We start from the raw sequence: 17242 nt of genomic DNA on the forward strand, positions 1-17242 counted from the left end.
CGAGGGAAGTGAGAGAAAAAAGGTCGAAATATCCCTTAAAAAACAATGCCGGTCACCTTAAGTGACCGGCATTAGGCGCTGAGCGCCCTTTTCTTTTGTGCGAAAACAACATTACGCCATACGGCGTTTCTGCATGTTTTTCCAGATCCACAACCCGGCAATCGCCAGCGCGAACACCACACCGAACCCGATGCCAATCGCCACCACCGGCGCACCGGCCATCACCACCAGCGAATACAAGCCGAGCATCAGCAGCATGGCGGTGTTTTCACCCAGATTCTGTACGGCAATCGCGTTACCGGCACCGACAGAAATTTTACCGCGATGTTGCAACAGGGCATTCAGCGGGACCACAAAGAAGCCGCCTAAAACCCCCACCACCACCAGCACAATGTAAGAACTCAGCATGCTGGTTTGCAGCGCAAAGACCACCACGGCGATACCAATGGCGACGCCTGCTGGCAGGCAGCGTTTCACGGTTTCCAGACGGATTAACTTCGCCGCTGCTCCCGCACCAAACACAATCCCGATCGCCACCATCGCATTCAGCAAGGTCGGGGTTTTGTTATCGGTGATGCCCAGCGCCACGGGAACCCACAGCACCAGCAGGAAACGCAGCGTCACGCCCGCGCCCCAGAACAAGCTGGTACCGACCAGCGAGAAGCGGGTTTCGCCATCCTGCCACAAGGTTTTGCAGGCAGAGAAAAATGTCCGGCTCATTTTTGCCGGATTCCATGACTGCCCCGGACGCGCCGGGTTCAGCTTCGGAATAAACCAGTTTGCCGCCACTGCCGCGCCATACGCCAGCACACAGATACCGAGCGCCGCCAGAATGCTCCAGTCAGCCAGTGCGCCACCGGCCACAGAACCCAGCAGGATCGCGGCAATAGTAGAGGCTTCCATCAGGCCATTGGCTTTCACCAGTTGTTCACCACTGGCGATCTCGCCCAGAATGCCGTATTTCGCCGGTGAATAAGCCGCAGCGCCAATGCCGACCAGCGTATAACCGAGGAACGGATTCATGCCCGCGCAAATCACCGCCGCGCCCGCCAGTTTCAGCAGGTTAGCGACCATCATCACGCGGCCTTTGGAAAAACTGTCGGCAAACTGCCCGACAAACGGCGCGAGAATGATGTACGTCGCCACGAACGCCATTTGTAAAACGGGCTGGCTCCAGTCGGGATAAAGCTGTTGTTTGATCAGCGCCAGCGCGGCAAACAACAGCGCGTTATCACCGAAAGCCGACAGGAACTGCGCCACGATCACCGCCGTCATACTCTTTGACATCAACGGCCCTGCAGCTGCCTTTAAAGGCTGACTCATGCTTCACTCTCCGGGTTCTCTGCCATCTCGCGCAGGGTGACAAAATCGGGTTTACCGCTGCCGAGCAACGGTAACGCTTTAACGACGCGAATTTCACGCGGCACGGCCAGTTCCGGCAACCCCAGTTCACGGGCAGCTTTACTTAACGCATCACGACGTAATTCAGGATCGGTGGTGAACAGCACCAGTGCCTCGCCTTTGCTGGCATCACTGCGCGATGTCGCCGCATGCTGTTTATCGGGTGAAGCCTTGATCGCCAGTTGCTCGACACTTTCCAGCGAGACCATTTCTCCCGCCAGTTTGGCAAAACGCTTCACGCGACCACGGATGGCACAGAAACCTTTTTCATCCAGCGTGACGATATCACCGGTGTCATACCAGCCCGCCTGCATTTCACCTGCGGCATTCTCAGCCTGCGGAGTTTCCAGCACACCCGGATTTTCGACGCGCAGATAGCCTTTCATGATGTTCGGCCCGCGCAGTTGCAGACGACCGCCCTCCTCAATGCCCGGCACGGTAATCAGACGAGACTCCATCCCCGGCAGAATTTTGCCGACGGTATTCACTTTGGTCGCCATCGGTACGTTGATCGCCACCACCGGCGCACATTCGGTCACACCGTAGCCTTCGAGAATGCGGATACCGAATTTGTTCTGCCAGATTTCTTTGGTGCTTTCAGCCAGTTTTTCCGCACCGGCCACCACATACCGCAAGCGGGCAAAATCATACGGATGGGCAAAGCGGGCGTAATTACCCAGGAAGGTTGAAGTACCGAAAAGCACGGTACAGTTCTGGTCGTAGACCAGTTCGGGCACGATGCGGTAATGCAGCGGACTCGGATACAGGAACACGCGAGCGCCGGTGATCAGCGGCGTTAACAATCCGACGGTCAGGCCAAAGGCGTGGAACAGCGGCAGCGACGACATAAAGCGGTCACGCGGCGTGAAGTCCGCCACGGTACGGATTTGCTCGACGTTAGCCAGCAGGCTGGCGTGTGAATGCACCACGCCTTTCGGATTGCCTTCAGAACCCGAAGTAAACAGCACCAGTGCTGCATCATCGGCTTTTTGCGGCAGCATCGCACGACGCGGGAAGATCAGATGGAACAGGATCCACAGCTTGTCCTGCGTGGTCACCGTGTCTTTCAAATCTTCCAGATAGACCCAGTTCGCCTCTGGCACGTTCTCCGGCAGGTGCGTCAGTTTGCCTTTTTCAAGGAACTGGCGGGAGGTAATAATGGTTTTGATCTGCGCCGCTTTCATCGCGCTTTGCAGCCCTTTGGCACCCGCAGTGTAGTTAAGCAACGCCGGAATACGGTTGCGCATTGACGCGCCAAACAGCGCCGCCGCCATGATCGTGGCATTTGGCAACAGCATCCCGACATGCTCACCTTCGCGGGTAAAACGTTGCAAAATGCGGCTCACGCCCAGGCATTTTTTCAGCAGTCCCTGATAGGTATCTTCTTTGAACGCGATATCAGCGATACAGGGTTTGCGACGGCCATAACGGGTTTGTGCGGACAAAAACGCCTGATACAGCGTTTCCGGTTCGCGGGTATCCATACGCGCCTGCATCATAATTTTATGCAGTTGCTCACCGGCGAGAATGCGGCGGTCACGTGAACGCGGCGCATCCGGCATCGGAATGGTAGTCGGCGGCAAAAGATTGATGGTGACCTTCGGGAACCAGCGGATTTTAAAGCTGCCGAACAACCGGCCAAACGGCGTGTATTCCGGCCCGTCTATGCGCACCGGAATGACGGTCGCCTGTGACTTCGCCGCCACAAAGGCCGCGCCGTCGTAAATCTTCATTAATGAACCGGTAACCGTAATGCGCCCTTCCGGAAACACAACTACCGGACGCCCTTTCTCCACTTCGCGGATCAAATGCTTGATCGCCATCGGTTTGGTGGGATCCAGCGGCATGAAGTCCACATAGGGTTTCAGCCAGCGCATAAACCAGCTGTCCGTGATGTTGGAATACACTGCAAATACCGGTTTGACCGGCAGGAAAAGCACCAGCAACATGCCGTCAATAAACGAGACATGGTTCGGCGTGAGGATTAAACGCGGGTAATTAAAATCGTTTCTCGCCGGGGTCACGGTAACCCGGAACATCAGGCGGAAGAGCCATCTGAACGCGGCGAAAAGAAAGTTATACATGTTTGCCATCTCCTTATGTGTCATCCCTGATCTTGAAGAAAAAGGTTGGGGAAACAGCATACTATAAGCCGCTGAAAAATGACGACAGTCAGAGAGAGTTTAGGAGGGAACTGATCGGTGTGCCGGAGTTGAGGCAAAAAAAAACCTACGCATCCGCGTAGGTTGGTGCAAATTTAATCGGTATCAACATGCAGAGCACGTTGATGATTCACCAATCAATACCTCTGGGACGTTCAATTTAGCTGTTTTGTACGAACCACAGCCAGCAGGCAATCGAAACATAATTCCGCAAAGTGTAACGAGTGGTGAAAATAGGCCCGATTTATCCTAAATCGGGCTAACTATTTAAAAACTACCTTAAACAGGTCCCACTTCGACCAGGCAACTCATGGCATTTGGCCCCTGCGTCAGACGCGACGTGCCGATATCCAGCGTCAGTACATTCGGGTTCCCCGCCTGCTCGGTTTCCTGCCATTGACCACCAAAGCCAGGATCAAACCAGGCGCCGGTCGACATCAGCACCACGCCACGCGTAATTCCGTCACTGAGTGACACCCCCGCCAGACAACTGCCACGCGCATTGTGCACTTTCACCCGGTCTCCCTCCTTCAGCTGACGGCTGAGAGCATCTTCCGGATGCATAAACAACGTTTCCTTACCGGCGGTTTTGTTCGACTGCGCCAGCGGCGACTGATCAAGCTGGCTGTGCAGACGATCTTTTGGCTGAATGGAAATCAGGTGCAGCGGCCACTGTTTGGCACTTTCCGCGCCCAGCCATTCGACCGGCGGCTGCCACTCCGGGTGCGGCGCGAAATCGTCATAACCGTAACCCGCGATGGTTTCGGAGAACAGTTCGATTTTGCCGCTGTGGGTCCCCAGCGGATTAGCACGCGGGCTTTTACGGAATTCCTCAAAGAACACGTAATCTTTTTCCGGCACCGGCAGTTCAACAAAACCGCGCTCCCAGAAGGTTTCAAAGTCAGGCCATTCCACGCCGGTGCCTTTCTGCGCTTCGCCGCACTGACGGTAAATATGGCGCAACCATTGATCTTCATTACGCCCCTGCGTGAACTGCTCGCGGTAACCGAGACGGTCAGCAATGTCAGCGAAAATATCAAAATCGTTACGCGCCTGATGTTGTGGCGCAACAGCCTGATGCATCGCCAGCACGAAGCGGTCGCGTGACGATCCGCCGATATCATTACGTTCCAGCGATGTTGTCGCAGGCAGCACGATATCCGCCATCTGCGCCGCTGGCGTCCAGACGTTATCCTGCACAATCACGGTGTCCGGCTTCTGCCAGCCTTCGACCAGACGGTTCAGTTGCTGATGATGATGGAACGGATTACCGCCCGCCCAGTGCACCAGGTGAATATCGGGATAATTCAGCGTTTCGCCCTGGAATTCATACGGCTGGCCGGGATTGAGCAGCATGTCACTGATACGCGCCACGGGGATCGACAAACCAGAAGGATTCGGCCCGGCACTGACGGCAGGCCCCGGCGTGTCATAACGCGGATTACCCACGCTGTTCATCGAGCCGTGACCGAAGGAGAATCCGCCACCCGGCAAACCGACCTGCCCGAGCATGGCGGAAATGGCGATCATCATCCAGTAAGGCTGCTCGCCACGGTGAGCACGCTGTACAGAATAAGAACAGGTGATAAAGCTGCGTACACCGATCAGATCATCCGCCAGACGCGCAATACGCTCAGCCGGCACGCCGGTAATGTGGCTTGCCCAGTCAGGGGTTTTCGGGATGCCGTCAGTGTCGCCGCGCAGATAGGCGGCAAGTTGCGGATAACCGACACAATGGCTCGCCAGAAACGCCTCGTCCTGCGCTTCTTTGCGCTGAATCTCAAACGCGACGGCCATCATCAGCGCCGCATCGGTGTTCGGGCGGATCGGGATCCACTCTGCATTCACGAATTCCGGACAGTCGTCGCGCATCGGGCTGATGTTAATGACGCGGGTGCCTTTTTTCGCCAACTGTTCCAGCGCCGGTTTCAGGGTATGTTCCACCGCGCCGCCGGACGCCACTTGCGCATTTTTCAGCGCCAGACCGCCAAATGCGACCAGAATGTCAGCGTGTTCGACCACACTTGGCCACGAGGTCACGCGTCCGGTCAGCGGGGTAAACGTGCCGATAACGTACGGCAGGAAAAATTGCGCCGAGCCCCAGCTATAGTTGCCCTGCTGATCCACCCCGCCGCCACCGGTGAAATAAAAACGACGCACCAGAGAACGGGCGTGATGCAGACGTCCGGCCGATGACCAGCCGTAAGAGCCGTTGAAAATGCCGGAAGCGCCGTAGCGATCACGCACGCGTTTATTCTCTTCGGCCACCAGATCCAGCGCCAGATCCCAGTCCACTTCGACAAAATCTTCGCGGCCCCGCAGCGAACGATCGCTGTTTTCGCGATGTTTCAACCACGAGCGGCGCACGGCCGGTTTGCGGATACGTTTGTCGGAATAGACCAGCGGCGCAATGGAATCGAGCAGAGGTGAAGGATCGGCATCCGCCTTATAAGGTTCACAACGGATTAAGCGGCCATCTTCCACCACAGCGGTATATGCGCCCCAGTGGGCCAGTTGCGGATAGCGTTTTATCGACATAATTTCTATTTTTCTCAGCGCAGATAAATGACTTTAAAAATACCATTCACTGCGCTGACACTTCAAAGAACAAATAATCTTAATAAAACGCATTTCCACCCTATCGCACTGGGATTTCGGTTAATCACCACGATCTTTTCCCGTTACATCGCGCTTACATCAAAAAGTTGCGATCAGCATCCTTGCAGCCACCGGTCTTTTCCGCAAAACTGGTCAGTGTAAACGATTACCCTCACGGAAAACGGAAGTGTTATGGCAACGATTAAGGATGTAGCAAAACTGGCAGGCGTATCGGTTGCGACCGTTTCACGCGTGATAAACCATTCCCCGAAAGCCAGCGACAGCTCGCGGGAAGCCGTACAGAACGCCATGCAGCATCTGCAATATCATCCGAATGCCAACGCCCGTGCCCTCGCCCAACAGGCAACCGAAACGCTGGGGCTGATCGTGGCCGACGTTTCTGATCCGTTTTTTGGCGCGATGGTCAAAGCGGTCGAACAGGTGGCCTACGCCACCGGCAATTTTCTGCTGATTGGTAACGGTTATCACAACGTTGAAAAAGAGCGTCAGGCCATTGAGCAGTTGATCCGCCACCGCTGTGCGGCGTTAGTGGTTCACGCCAAAATGCTGCCAGAAGATGAGCTGACCAGCCTGATGCAGCAAATCCCCGGAATGGTGCTGATTAACCGCACGTTGCCGGGTTTTGAACAACGCTGTATTGCACTCGATGACCGCTACGGTTCCTGGCTGGCGACGCGCCACCTCATTCAGGCCGGCCATCAGCGCATCGCGATTTTATGTTCCAACCACGGCATTTCCGATGCCAGCGACCGGCTTCAGGGCTATATCGACGCCCTCACCGAACACAACATTCCGGTAGATGACAAGCTGATTGCCTACGCGGAACCGGATGAAATCGGTGGTGAAAAAGCCATGGCGGATTTACTGGGATTGGGCAAAGGATTTACGGCGGTGACCTGTTACAACGACCCGATGGCCGCCGGTGCATTATCGGTATTAAGCGATAACAGTATTGATGTGCCGGGCGAAATTTCGCTGATTGGCTTTGATGATGTGCTGATTTCACGCTATCTGCGCCCGCGTCTGACCACCGTACGTTATCCGGTGGTGGCGATGGCGAATCAGGCAGCGCAACTGGCGTTAGCGCTGGCAAACGGTCAGCCGTTACCGGAAACAACCCATATGTTCAGCCCGACGCTGGTACGTCGTCACTCGGTGAGCGGCCCGGCAAACAGCTAAAGATGTTGATGGAAAAGATGCACCGGCTTATCCGGATAATCCAGCGCATCGCCGATGTATTTCCAGCCAAAACGTTCGTAATAGCCGGTGAATTCGGCATACAAATACAACTCACAAAAGCCGCTGCGGCGGCTCTGTTCCAGTACAAATTCCTGTAACTGCTGCCCCAGCCCGCACGAACGGAAATTTTCATCCACGTATAACGCCGCCAGCCACGGGGTAAGATCCTGACGGCTGATTAAATCACAGCGCCACAGGCCCACGGTTCCTGCCAGCCTGTCGCCTTCGAGTGCGATAAATGTTTGCGGTAAGTCCGCGCCGGACAGGCTGCTTCGCACCACGCTGGCAAAAAACTCCCGGCTGTTTTCGCTGCCAAATGCCTGCCAAAGCCAGTCTGTGACCGCGTCCTGAAATTCAGGCCGTTCACTCAGATTAATAATCTTCATCGTGTTCAGACCATCTTTCCCTGAAAAATCGGCACAGATTCAAACAGATAGCCGTCAAACTCCGGCGCATCCACATCCGACAATTCCATCAGCGTATTTTTCACATTTTCCATGTGCTGCCACATCGCCTGATACGAGCCCATGACGTCGCGGCGGCGCAGTGCGGCCAAAATATTCTGATGATCAGCCAGCCATTTCAGGCGGTAACCGCGGGTAGCAATATGGCTGTGTAACTGTTTCCACAGCGGGCTGGAATCCCGGTGCATCCAGATATTTTTCACCGAATCGAGCAGCATCTGGTTTTGTGTCGCACCGGCAATCAGCAGGTGGAACAGCCGGTCGTTATCACCGCTTTCGTCGTTAGCCACGATGGCGATTTGTTCCTGCTCCAGCGTGCGGCGCAGATTTTCGATATCCGCTTTGGTGGCCATTTTGGCGGCAAACGCGGCAATATTACTTTCGAGCAACTGCCGCGCCTGTAAGATTTCAAAGGGGCCAATCTGCCCCTGATACAACAGTTCGTCTTCGCCTTCTTCCTGAGAAGGAATGCGGATCACGTACACGCCGGAACCCTGACGGATATCCACCGTGCCCTCCAGTTCCAGCATCAGTAAGGCTTCGCGCACAATCGTCCGGCTGACGCCGTAGTTTTCCGCCATATTGCGTTCGGGCGGCAGGCGGGATCCCACGGCGAAATGCCCTTGCTTGATTTGCTCACGCAGGTCATGCCCGATTTCCTGATACTGCTTTCTGTCCTGCGAAACCACACCTTTTTCCACACAATCACCCTGATGCAAAAAACAAAAAAGACCGGATGTTACTGTATCAGAGATAATGCCTGATCCAGCACTTTTGCACCGTTTAACGTGCCGTAAGCCACCATGTCGATCACCGCAATCGGAATGCCGTGTTCATCGGTCAGCTTTTTATTCTCCGCCAGTTTAAAACGCACCTGCGGCCCGAGCAGCACGGCGACAATATCGCGGCCATAGGCTTCAAGCTCGTCACGCAGATTGTTTTCAGGGATCGCGTAGATCTGATATTCCAGCCCCCGCGCAGTAACTTCTTTTTCCATTTTGGTGACCACCAGTGACGTGGACATCCCTGCCGAACAAGCTAAAACGATTCGTTTCATAGTGTTTCCTTAGGTTATTTTTCCTGGTCATCGAGCGTTAAAGACAACACACCGCTTTCACTGAGTGATTTAAACCAGTGAGAGGATTTCTTCTGACGGCGATCACGATTGTTATCAAGATCAATTTCGATCAGCCCGTAACGGTTTTTAAAGGCGTTCATTGGCGAGACATTATCGGTAAAGGCCCAGAGCATATATCCCTGACAATTGGCGCCGTCTTCACGCGCTTTTAATGTCCAGTAAAGATGCTCGGCAATAAATTCAATACGATAGTTGTCCTGAATTTCCCCGCTGACGGCATCGCGAAACTGGCCTTCATTTTCGATACCCATGCCGTTTTCAGCCACAAACCACGAAATATTTCCGTATTCCGCTTTAATGCGCATCGCCATGTCATAAATAATTTTCGGATAGATTTCCCAGCCACGCGATTTATTCATCCGGCGTCCGGGCAATTCGAAATGTTCGTAGTAATACGCCGGATGGAATGGCGTGTCTTTATTCCATTCGCGGGACGGTGCTTTCACCCGGTGCGGGTAATAAAGATTAATACCCACTTCATCCACGGTGTTATTACGGATAACCGCCAGTTCCGCTTCTGTATAATCGAAATGTACGCCGTGCTTTTCCAGTAGCTCCAGCAATTCCTGCGGATATTCCCCGTTGATCATCGGGTCTAAAAATACGCGGTTATAGAATAAATCGTATAAATGCGCCGCCTTTTGGTCATGCGCCGCCGATGAACGGGCGTACGTCACTTCCGGATTTAAAATCACCCCGACGGTACCTGCGGCGTGATATTTTTTGCGATGGAACAGTTCGACCACTCTGGCGGTTGCCAGCACTTTGTGGTGATTCCACTGCATCCATTTCGCGGTGTTTTGCTCGAACGGCCAGCGGATCGCATCCAGATACACGCGGGTTTGCACCACCACCGGTTCGTTGAAGGTAAACCAGCGGCGGACTTTTCCGGCATACCGTTCGAAGACTTTTTCTGCATACAACACAAACAGATCGACGACTTTTTTCGAGCTCCAGCCGTCGTATTTTTCGATCAGAAACGCCGGTAATTCGTAGTGTTCCAGACACAGCATCGGTTCGATACCGTTACGTTTCATCTCATCGAGCAGATCGTCGATATATGCCGCGTATTCTTCATCGACCGTACCCAACTCATAGTCGGTGAAAAAGCGCGACCAGTTAACTGACGTGCGGTAATGACTCAGCCCGCTGGCTTTCATCAGCGCCACATCTTCTTTGTAGCGGTTGATGAAATCGGTGGCTTTCGCCGGGCCGTAACCGTTGTGCCAGACATGGCGGTTATTTTTGTACCAGAGATCCAGATACGAATCCTGCCCGTCTTTTTTGCCGCTCCAGCCTTCGGTCTGCCACGCAGAGGCGGCGGCACCGAGAATAAATCCGTCAGGAATGGCGATTGAAACCTTACTCATAACATCCCTCATTTTCCGAATAATTTACGCCGTGGCAGCCTGTTTCTGGCTCTGCTGCATGGCTTCAAGCTGAGCCTGATCGGCACGACGCGCCGCGACTTTCACAAACGGCAGATAAATCAGTACCGCCACCACAATGCAGCCAATCTGGGTAAACACCGCGCCCATCGATCCGGCCGTTGACAGCCAGGCGTTGATAATCGGCGGTGTGGTCCACGGCACCATCACCACCGCGCGTCCGGCGAATCCGAGGCTGGTGGCAAAATAGCCGATGGTGCCGGTGATCAGCGGCGTGATGATGAACGGGATAGCCAGGATCGGGTTGAGCATAATCGGCATACCGAAAATCACCGGTTCATTGATGTTGAAGAAACTTGGCCCGAGGGACAGTTTGGCGATTTCGCGCATCTCTTTGCGGCGGGTAGCGATCATCACCGCCAGCAACAAACCGATGGTACAACCCGAGCCTCCGATGCTCATATATACATCCCAGAACGGCATGGTGATGATGTTTGGCACCTCATGACCCTGCTCAAACGCGGTCATGTTAACCATGATGGCGCCGAGCAACAGCGGTTCGCGAATCGGTTTAATCATCTGGTTGCCATGAATACCAATCACCCAGAACAGCTGCGCGACAAACATCAGCAGCAGAATGCCCGGCAGACTTTGCATCACCGATTCCAGCGGACGCTGAATCACCTGATACACCGCATCGTACAGATACATGCCGGTGACGCGGTGGAATACAAAGCCGAAGGTAGCGACGAGCACCACGGTAATAATGGCGGGAATTAACGCCGAGAATGACGCCGACACATTGGGCGGTACGCTCTCAGGCATCTTTATACGCAGGCCGTTAACCCGTTCCAGACGGGAATAAATCTCCACCGACAGAATGGCAATAAACATGCCGAGGAACAGACTTTTAGTATCGGAGAATTGTTTTGCCAGCACATCTTTCACTTCCTGCATCTGGCCGTTAACCATCATATCGACGGTGGTTGGCGTCACGGCAATAAAACAAATCACTGCCAGCAGGCCGGGAAATAACGAACGTGAGCCGTTAATTTTCCCGAGTTCGATACCAATTAAAAACACCGCACCGATGGTCAGAAAACTGAGCGTGGCGTAGTTAATACTGCTCATGATCGGTTTGAGGGTGGCCAGCCAGGAGAACATTTCAAAATGCGCTAATCCGTTTTTCGGATCCATCACCATATTTGAAATTAAAACTGAGAATGCCCCCACAATAATAACGGGCATTAACGTGATAAAAGACGCCTTAATAGCCATGATGTATCGGAAGCTATTAAAGGTGTTGGCGAATCCCCCCAGAGAATCGATAAAGCGGTCTTTCAGTGACATGACAGCACCTCATTTTCTTTTTTCTATACTTCACAGGTGTTGATTTCGTCTTCACCTTTTATATTGAATGAGGAATAAAGGTGTCGTACGAAGCAGGGTCAGATTCCGGTTCTGTAAATCATCCTGTCGGCCATATTTCGGGAATAATTTCGTAATGTGGCATGCCAAAAAATAGCGGAATACGAATTAATTTCTGTGACAGCGTTCTCACATGTGAATATTGGAATTCCAATATGATGACTTCACCCCTTTCTGGTATACCAATTTGGAGTTTTCGATGGAATTCGATCTGGAACAAACGGTGATGGAGTTATTGATCAACGCCGGAGAAGCACGATCTAACGCCATGATGGCGATTCAGCATGCACGTAAAAAAGAATGGGAACAGGCTGATGCGATGCTGAAAGCCTCGGACGACGCGGCGCGTGTTGCGCACAAAGTACAGACGCAACTGATTGGCCTGGATGAAGGCGTGGGGAAAATTCCGGTGAATCTGATCATGGTGCACTCGCAGGATCATCTGATGACCGCCATGCTGTGCCGTGATCTGGCAGAAGAAATCGTGTTACTGAGAAAAGAGATGTTTGATAAGTAAACTTTCTCCCCTGCGAAGGGGAGGGTTGGGGTGGGGTATTAAGGTCAAAAACAAAATTCAAAGTGTGCTTTAACTCATTGCTTTGTATTTAAAACCCCCTCCCCGCCTCCCCCTTCGCAGGGGGAGGAGCAAAGCAAGCCACCTCACCGGCTCAGACGCAGAGACTAGAGCTCCAGAGCAATTAACTCTTCCACCGTCTGCCTGCGACGAATCAGTCTTGGCACGCCATTCTCAAACAATACTTCCGGCAGCAGAGGTCGGGTGTTGTAGTTCGATGACATGGATGCGCCATAGGCACCTGTATCGTGGAACACCAGATAATCGCCGATGTGTACCGGCGGCAGCGGGAAGGTTTCCACTCCGCCGCCTGCCTGCTGGGTAAACACGTCGCCGGATTCACACAGCGGACCGGCGATCACGGAATCCGTCAGCGGTTGTCCGCTCACATCGCGGCCATCGGCCGGTAACAGTGAAATATGATGATAGCTGCCGTACATCGCCGGGCGCATCAGGTCATTAAAGCCTGCGTCGCACAGCACGAAATGACGGCTGCCCATGTTTTTCACCGCACGGATTTGCGCCACCAGCACGCCGGATTCCGCCACCAGGAAACGCCCCGGTTCGATCTCCAGTTTAATCTCATGCCCGAGATGCGCGGCAATCTGCTCGCGCGCACGATTCCACAGACCAAAATAGTGGCCGGTATCAATGGATTCTTCTTCAAAATGATAGGGGATCGACAGGCCGCCACCGGCGGAGATCGCTTCAATATCGTGTCCTGTTTCAATCACCTGGCGCACCATCGCATCGCAAACCTGCTCAAGGTGACCATAATCCACGCCGGAACCGATATGCATATGAATGCCCACCAGTTTCAGGTCGTAACGGGCAATCTCTGTCAGCGCCTGCGGTAAATCGGCATACCAGATCCCGTGTTTACTGTTTTCGCCGCCGGTATTGGTTTTCTGGCTGTGCCCGTGACCGAAGCCCGGGTTCACGCGCAGCCACACCGGATGCCCGGCTTTATGCTGACCAATCTGACTGAGCATGTCGATGGAACCGGCGTTCACCGGAATATCCAGCGCTGTCACGCGCTCCAGCGTCGGTTGATCCAGTACGTCAGCAGTAAACACAATCTCACTGTCTGTGCCGCCCGGAATAAAACCGGCCACCAGCGCACGCTCAATTTCACCCAGAGAAACGGAATCGACCTTCACGCCCTGCTCGCGCATCAGACGCAGGATATGAATATTAGAACAGGCTTTCTGCGCAAAACGGATCACGTCAAACTGGCGCAACTGCGCGATGCGCTGTTTGATAATCTCAGCGTCATACGCCCACACAGGGCAGCCAAATTGTTGCGGCAGAGCCAGTAAATTCGCGGCATTAAGCGCGGTAGACATATCGTTCAGAGCGCGTGGCATAAGATTTTCCGTCAGTTGAAGTCCGTCATATTTCCCTCAGTATGCCGCGTGGCAGACCGGCGATGAAATATCTATTTCAGGCAAGTCTATTCATTTATGATATGGGCTATTGTCATCGCTTAGCGGATGAAACCATGCCAGCTATTTCCCTGCGCCATATCGAAATTTTTCATGCGGTCATGACCACCGGCAATCTGACGGAAGCCGCTGCGTTGCTCAATACCTCGCAGCCGACAGTCAGCCGTGAACTGGCGCGCTGCGAAAAGTTGCTGAATCTGCAGTTATTCGAACGCCTGCGCGGACGGTTGTATCCGACGGTGCAGGGGTTACGGCTGTTTGAGGAAGTGCAGCGCTCGTACTACGGGCTGGACAGAATTATCAGCGCAGCGGAAGGCATCCGCCAGTTCGAGCAGGCGCAACTGTCGATCGCCTGCCTGCCGGTGTTCAGTCAGTCGCTGCTGCCTGCGGTGTGTAAACCGTTTCTCGACCGCTACCCTGACGTCAGTTTCAATATTGTGCCGCAGGAATCGCCGCTGCTGGAAGAATGGCTGTCGGCGCAGCGCCATGATTTGGGGTTGACGGAAAACACCCAGACCCCAGCCGGAACCGAGCGCCAGACGCTGCTGACACTGAACGAAGTGTGCGTGCTGCCTGCCGGACATCCTTTGGCTGAGAAATCGCGACTCACACCACAAGATTTCAGCGGGCTGAATTATATCAGCCTGTCAGCGACCGACAGTTACCGGCAACTGCTGGATACGTTATTTATGGAACAACAGGTTACGCGGCGGCTGGTGATGGAAACCCACAGCGCCGCGTCAGTGTGCAGTATGGTGCGCGAAGGCGCGGGCGTGTCGATCGTCAACCCGCTGACCGCATTGGATTATTGTGACAACGGACTCGTCCTGCGGGAATTCAGCGTCGCCGTACCCTTTACCGTCAGCCTGATCCGGCCATTGCACCGCCCCGCTTCGGCGCTGGTCACCACATTTATCGAACACTGCCATCAGCAGGCGCAACGCTTTGCCGGGCATCTCGAGGCCGCGCTGATGCGCTGAACAGAAAAAAATAAGGCCACGCCGGAGAAATCCTGCATGGCCTTTAATTTTTTTAGCGGCTGAATTACGCGGCCGCTTTTTCCGCTTTCTTCGCCGCACGGCGGAAAGTGATCACACACAGTACGAAGCCGATAGCGCCGAGTGCGCCCGCCGCCAGCGGCACAGTGCTCAGTCCCATTCCGCGTTCAATCACCGCGCCGCCCACCCAGGCACCCAGCGCATTGCCCACGTTAAACGCCGCAATGTTCAGGGTCGACACCAGGTTTGGCGCGTTTTTGCCGTAGGTCACCACGTTAACCTGCAAGGCAGGCACCGCGGCAAAGTTCACCATCGCCCAGATAAACAGCGTGATTTCCGCCGCCACCAGATGAACGCTGGTGTAGCTGAACAGCACGGAGAATATGGCGATCATCAGGAAAGTCAGGGTCAGCGAGATACCCAGACGCCAGTCCGCCAGACGCCCGCCCAGCACGTTACCGATGGTCAGACCGAGGCCGATCAGCAGCAGCGTCCAGCTGACACCGTGCTCAGACACGCCGGTAATTTGCGTCAGGATAGGCGCGATATACGTGAACAGCGCGAACATCGCGGCAGCAAAGAAAATAGTGATCGACAGCGACAGCCATAATCCCAGGCTACCCAGCGCACGGATTTCCTTACGCAGATCAGTCGGCTCTTCTTCTTTCTTATCCGGCAGCTTTTTATAGAGTGCGAACAGTGAGGCCACGCCAATCACCGCCACCACCCAGAAGGTTGAACGCCAGCCGAAAGCCTGTCCGAGCGCAGTACCGAGCGGAACGCCCAGCACGTTAGCCAGTGTCAGGCCGGTGAACATCAGCGCAACCGCTGAAGCACGACGGTTAGGCGCCACCAGACTTGCCGCTACCACCGCGCCAATCCCGAAGAAGGCACCATGACACAGCGCGGTGATCACGCGCGCCAGCATCAGGAAATCGTAGCTGTACGACAGCGCGCACATCACGTTGCCAATAATAAAGATGCTCATCAGCAGCAGCAGGGTGTTCTTGCGCGGCAGTTTTGCCGTCAGCACGGCCATGATCGGTGCCCCGATTGCCACACCCAGCGCGTATCCGCTGATTAACCAGCCTGCAGAAGGAATACTGACATTCAGATCCCCCGCCACGTTGGGGAGCAGCCCCATGATGACGAATTCAGTGGTACCGATGGCAAACGCGCTGAGCGCCAGTGCCAGGAGTGCGACAGGCATAAAAACTCCGGATATTTTTAGTGATGAGTAAAGGCACCGGCATTGCGCCGGATGGGTTTAAATACCACGTTGATCACACTTTTGACCAGACGCAGTCTGTGCCCTTGCTGCCTGAAAAACACCCGATATCAGGATTAATCTTTACATAACAATACATTGCAGGGAATGCGCGGAAGACGAAAAAGGGACCGATTCCACTGGCTTATTCCCTGCCGGTGACTCAGCGTTTTTCTTCTGTCAGCGACAGCCAGCGCGGATGGCCTTTGAACCATTCCACCAGAAAATCGAGCAGCGCTCGCAACGCCGCCGGCATTTGCCGCCGGGACATGTAAATCGCATAAATCCCCATTTCCTGTGGCTGCCACCCGCTGAGTAAGGCGACGAGCTGGCCGCTGGCAATCAGCGGTGCCGCCGAATAATAAGGCTGCATGACGATTCCCGCGCCTTCCACTGCCCCGGTCAGCAGCACCAGCGATTCATTGGCGCTCAGATTTCCGCTCACCGGAATCGCGACCTGTTCACCCTGCCGTGCAAACTGCCACAGGCTTTTGCCGAACCAGGTGTACGTCAGGCAGTTGTGGACTGCCAGATCCTGCGGATGCTGCGGCGTACCCTGCGCGGCCAGATAAGCCGGAGACGCGCAGACGACCGACGGACACAGCGCCAGTGGCCGGGCGATCAGGTTCGGATCCAGATCGTTAGTGATGCGCAGCGCCAGATCGATCCGGTCTTCCACCAGATTGATCGCCCGGCTTTCCAGCTGAAGATCGATACTGACCTGCGGATGTCGGCGCAAAAATTCACTGACCGCAATCACCACCGCACCCTGCCCGAAAGATTGTGAGCAACTCAGACGCAGCAAACCGCGCAACGCTTCATCGCCCGTATCCGCCACGCTGCTCATTTCCGCCGCCACCGACAGCATTTTCCGGCAACGCGCCAGCGTGTTTTCGCCCGCATCCGTCAGGCTGAGTTTGCGGGTGGAGCGGTGCAGCAGGCGCGCGCCCGACCACTTTTCCATCTCCGACAGATAACGTGTCACCATCGCCCGCGACATATTCAGCGATTCGGCAGCACTGACCATGCTTCCCCGTTCAACAATGGCAACAAACACTTGTGCAGCGGTAATTCTGTCCATGATTCGTCCGGTTTATGCAACAAACAGTTGCGCATTAT

General features: G+C 54.5%; 14 protein-coding genes. 3 read left to right on the top strand and 11 right to left on the bottom strand.

The window, feature by feature from the left end:
• Positions 1-111: 111 nt before the first annotated feature.
• From lplT to DXU84_RS21670, 3 genes are all read right to left on the bottom strand, one after another.
• The gene (lplT, locus tag DXU84_RS21660; protein ID WP_153376639.1) at positions 112-1323 is read right to left on the bottom strand and encodes a lysophospholipid transporter LplT; all 1212 of its coding nucleotides are present in this window, start codon (positions 1321-1323) and stop codon (positions 112-114) included.
• Positions 1320-3485 carry a bifunctional acyl-ACP--phospholipid O-acyltransferase/long-chain-fatty-acid--ACP ligase gene (gene aas, locus DXU84_RS21665; protein ID WP_112152357.1) on the bottom strand — a complete coding sequence of 722 codons (2166 nt, stop codon included), beginning with the start codon at positions 3483-3485 and terminating at the stop codon, positions 1320-1322. Before aas ends, lplT begins: the two co-directional genes overlap by 4 nt.
• A gap of 357 nt (positions 3486-3842) precedes the next feature.
• Positions 3843-6101 carry a molybdopterin guanine dinucleotide-containing S/N-oxide reductase gene (locus tag DXU84_RS21670; protein ID WP_119261284.1) on the bottom strand — a complete coding sequence of 753 codons (2259 nt, stop codon included), beginning with the start codon at positions 6099-6101 and terminating at the stop codon, positions 3843-3845.
• 252 nt (positions 6102-6353) lie between these two features.
• Between DXU84_RS21670 and galR the strand changes: the two genes are divergently transcribed.
• On the top strand, positions 6354-7361 hold the full coding sequence (gene galR / locus DXU84_RS21675; RefSeq protein WP_013574155.1) for an HTH-type transcriptional regulator GalR: 1008 nt from the start codon (positions 6354-6356) through the stop codon (positions 7359-7361).
• On the opposite strand, the gene DXU84_RS21680 is transcribed toward galR, so the two are convergent.
• The 5 genes from DXU84_RS21680 to DXU84_RS21700 are packed head-to-tail and all read right to left on the bottom strand — an operon-like array spanning position 7358 to position 11761.
• On the bottom strand, positions 7358-7807 hold the full coding sequence (locus DXU84_RS21680; protein WP_013574154.1) for a GNAT family N-acetyltransferase: 450 nt from the start codon (positions 7805-7807) through the stop codon (positions 7358-7360). The two genes, galR and DXU84_RS21680, sit on opposite strands and share 4 nt — an antisense overlap.
• A gap of 5 nt (positions 7808-7812) precedes the next feature.
• Positions 7813-8586, bottom strand: a complete 774-nt coding sequence (locus tag DXU84_RS21685; RefSeq protein ID WP_013574153.1) for an FCD domain-containing protein — start codon at positions 8584-8586, stop codon at positions 7813-7815.
• A 38-nt stretch (positions 8587-8624) separates the two neighbouring features.
• Complete coding sequence (locus DXU84_RS21690) at positions 8625-8942, bottom strand: PTS sugar transporter subunit IIB (protein WP_013574152.1); 318 nt, start codon at positions 8940-8942, stop codon at positions 8625-8627.
• A gap of 14 nt (positions 8943-8956) precedes the next feature.
• On the bottom strand, positions 8957-10393 hold the full coding sequence (locus tag DXU84_RS21695) for a glycoside hydrolase family 1 protein (RefSeq protein ID WP_153376641.1): 1437 nt from the start codon (positions 10391-10393) through the stop codon (positions 8957-8959).
• A 24-nt stretch (positions 10394-10417) separates the two neighbouring features.
• On the bottom strand, positions 10418-11761 hold the full coding sequence (locus DXU84_RS21700) for a PTS sugar transporter subunit IIC (protein ID WP_013574150.1): 1344 nt from the start codon (positions 11759-11761) through the stop codon (positions 10418-10420).
• 277 nt (positions 11762-12038) lie between these two features.
• On the opposite strand from DXU84_RS21700, the gene DXU84_RS21705 reads away from it, so the two are divergent.
• The gene (locus DXU84_RS21705) at positions 12039-12356 is read left to right on the top strand and encodes a PTS lactose/cellobiose transporter subunit IIA (protein WP_013574149.1); all 318 of its coding nucleotides are present in this window, start codon (positions 12039-12041) and stop codon (positions 12354-12356) included.
• Positions 12357-12520: 164 nt separating this feature from the next.
• Here DXU84_RS21705 and lysA read toward each other — a convergent pair whose 3' ends face one another.
• Positions 12521-13780 carry a diaminopimelate decarboxylase gene (lysA, locus tag DXU84_RS21710; RefSeq protein WP_153376642.1) on the bottom strand — a complete coding sequence of 420 codons (1260 nt, stop codon included), beginning with the start codon at positions 13778-13780 and terminating at the stop codon, positions 12521-12523.
• Between the two features lie 134 nt (positions 13781-13914).
• Between lysA and DXU84_RS21715 the strand changes: the two genes are divergently transcribed.
• Entirely contained in the window at positions 13915-14838 is a 924-nt protein-coding gene (locus DXU84_RS21715; RefSeq protein WP_112197521.1) for a LysR family transcriptional regulator, read from the top strand.
• 64 nt (positions 14839-14902) lie between these two features.
• Here the strand turns inward: DXU84_RS21715 and DXU84_RS21720 are convergent, their stop codons facing one another.
• Entirely contained in the window at positions 14903-16066 is a 1164-nt protein-coding gene (locus tag DXU84_RS21720; protein ID WP_013574146.1) for an MFS transporter, read from the bottom strand.
• Positions 16067-16286: 220 nt separating this feature from the next.
• Positions 16287-17204 carry a LysR family transcriptional regulator gene (locus DXU84_RS21725; RefSeq protein WP_013574145.1) on the bottom strand — a complete coding sequence of 306 codons (918 nt, stop codon included), beginning with the start codon at positions 17202-17204 and terminating at the stop codon, positions 16287-16289.
• Between the last annotated feature and the right edge of the window lie 38 nt (positions 17205-17242).

This window comes from Rahnella sp. RcJ3 (assembly GCF_009498575.1).
Taxonomy (GTDB): Bacteria; Pseudomonadota; Gammaproteobacteria; order Enterobacterales; family Enterobacteriaceae; genus Rahnella; species Rahnella aceris.

Coding starts and splice junctions, on each gene's coding strand:
- DXU84_RS21695 (WP_153376641.1), bottom strand. CDS start 10,393: ATGAGTAAGGTTTCAATCGCCATTCCTGACGGATTTATTCTCGGTGCC.
- DXU84_RS21725 (WP_013574145.1), bottom strand. CDS start 17,204: ATGGACAGAATTACCGCTGCACAAGTGTTTGTTGCCATTGTTGAACGG.
- aas (WP_112152357.1), bottom strand. CDS start 3,485: ATGTATAACTTTCTTTTCGCCGCGTTCAGATGGCTCTTCCGCCTGATG.
- lysA (WP_153376642.1), bottom strand. CDS start 13,780: ATGCCACGCGCTCTGAACGATATGTCTACCGCGCTTAATGCCGCGAAT.
- DXU84_RS21680 (WP_013574154.1), bottom strand. CDS start 7,807: ATGAAGATTATTAATCTGAGTGAACGGCCTGAATTTCAGGACGCGGTC.
- DXU84_RS21690 (WP_013574152.1), bottom strand. CDS start 8,942: ATGAAACGAATCGTTTTAGCTTGTTCGGCAGGGATGTCCACGTCACTG.
- DXU84_RS21720 (WP_013574146.1), bottom strand. CDS start 16,066: ATGCCTGTCGCACTCCTGGCACTGGCGCTCAGCGCGTTTGCCATCGGT.
- DXU84_RS21670 (WP_119261284.1), bottom strand. CDS start 6,101: ATGTCGATAAAACGCTATCCGCAACTGGCCCACTGGGGCGCATATACC.
- DXU84_RS21705 (WP_013574149.1), top strand. CDS start 12,039: ATGGAATTCGATCTGGAACAAACGGTGATGGAGTTATTGATCAACGCC.
- galR (WP_013574155.1), top strand. CDS start 6,354: ATGGCAACGATTAAGGATGTAGCAAAACTGGCAGGCGTATCGGTTGCG.
- DXU84_RS21700 (WP_013574150.1), bottom strand. CDS start 11,761: ATGTCACTGAAAGACCGCTTTATCGATTCTCTGGGGGGATTCGCCAAC.
- lplT (WP_153376639.1), bottom strand. CDS start 1,323: ATGAGTCAGCCTTTAAAGGCAGCTGCAGGGCCGTTGATGTCAAAGAGT.
- DXU84_RS21715 (WP_112197521.1), top strand. CDS start 13,915: ATGCCAGCTATTTCCCTGCGCCATATCGAAATTTTTCATGCGGTCATG.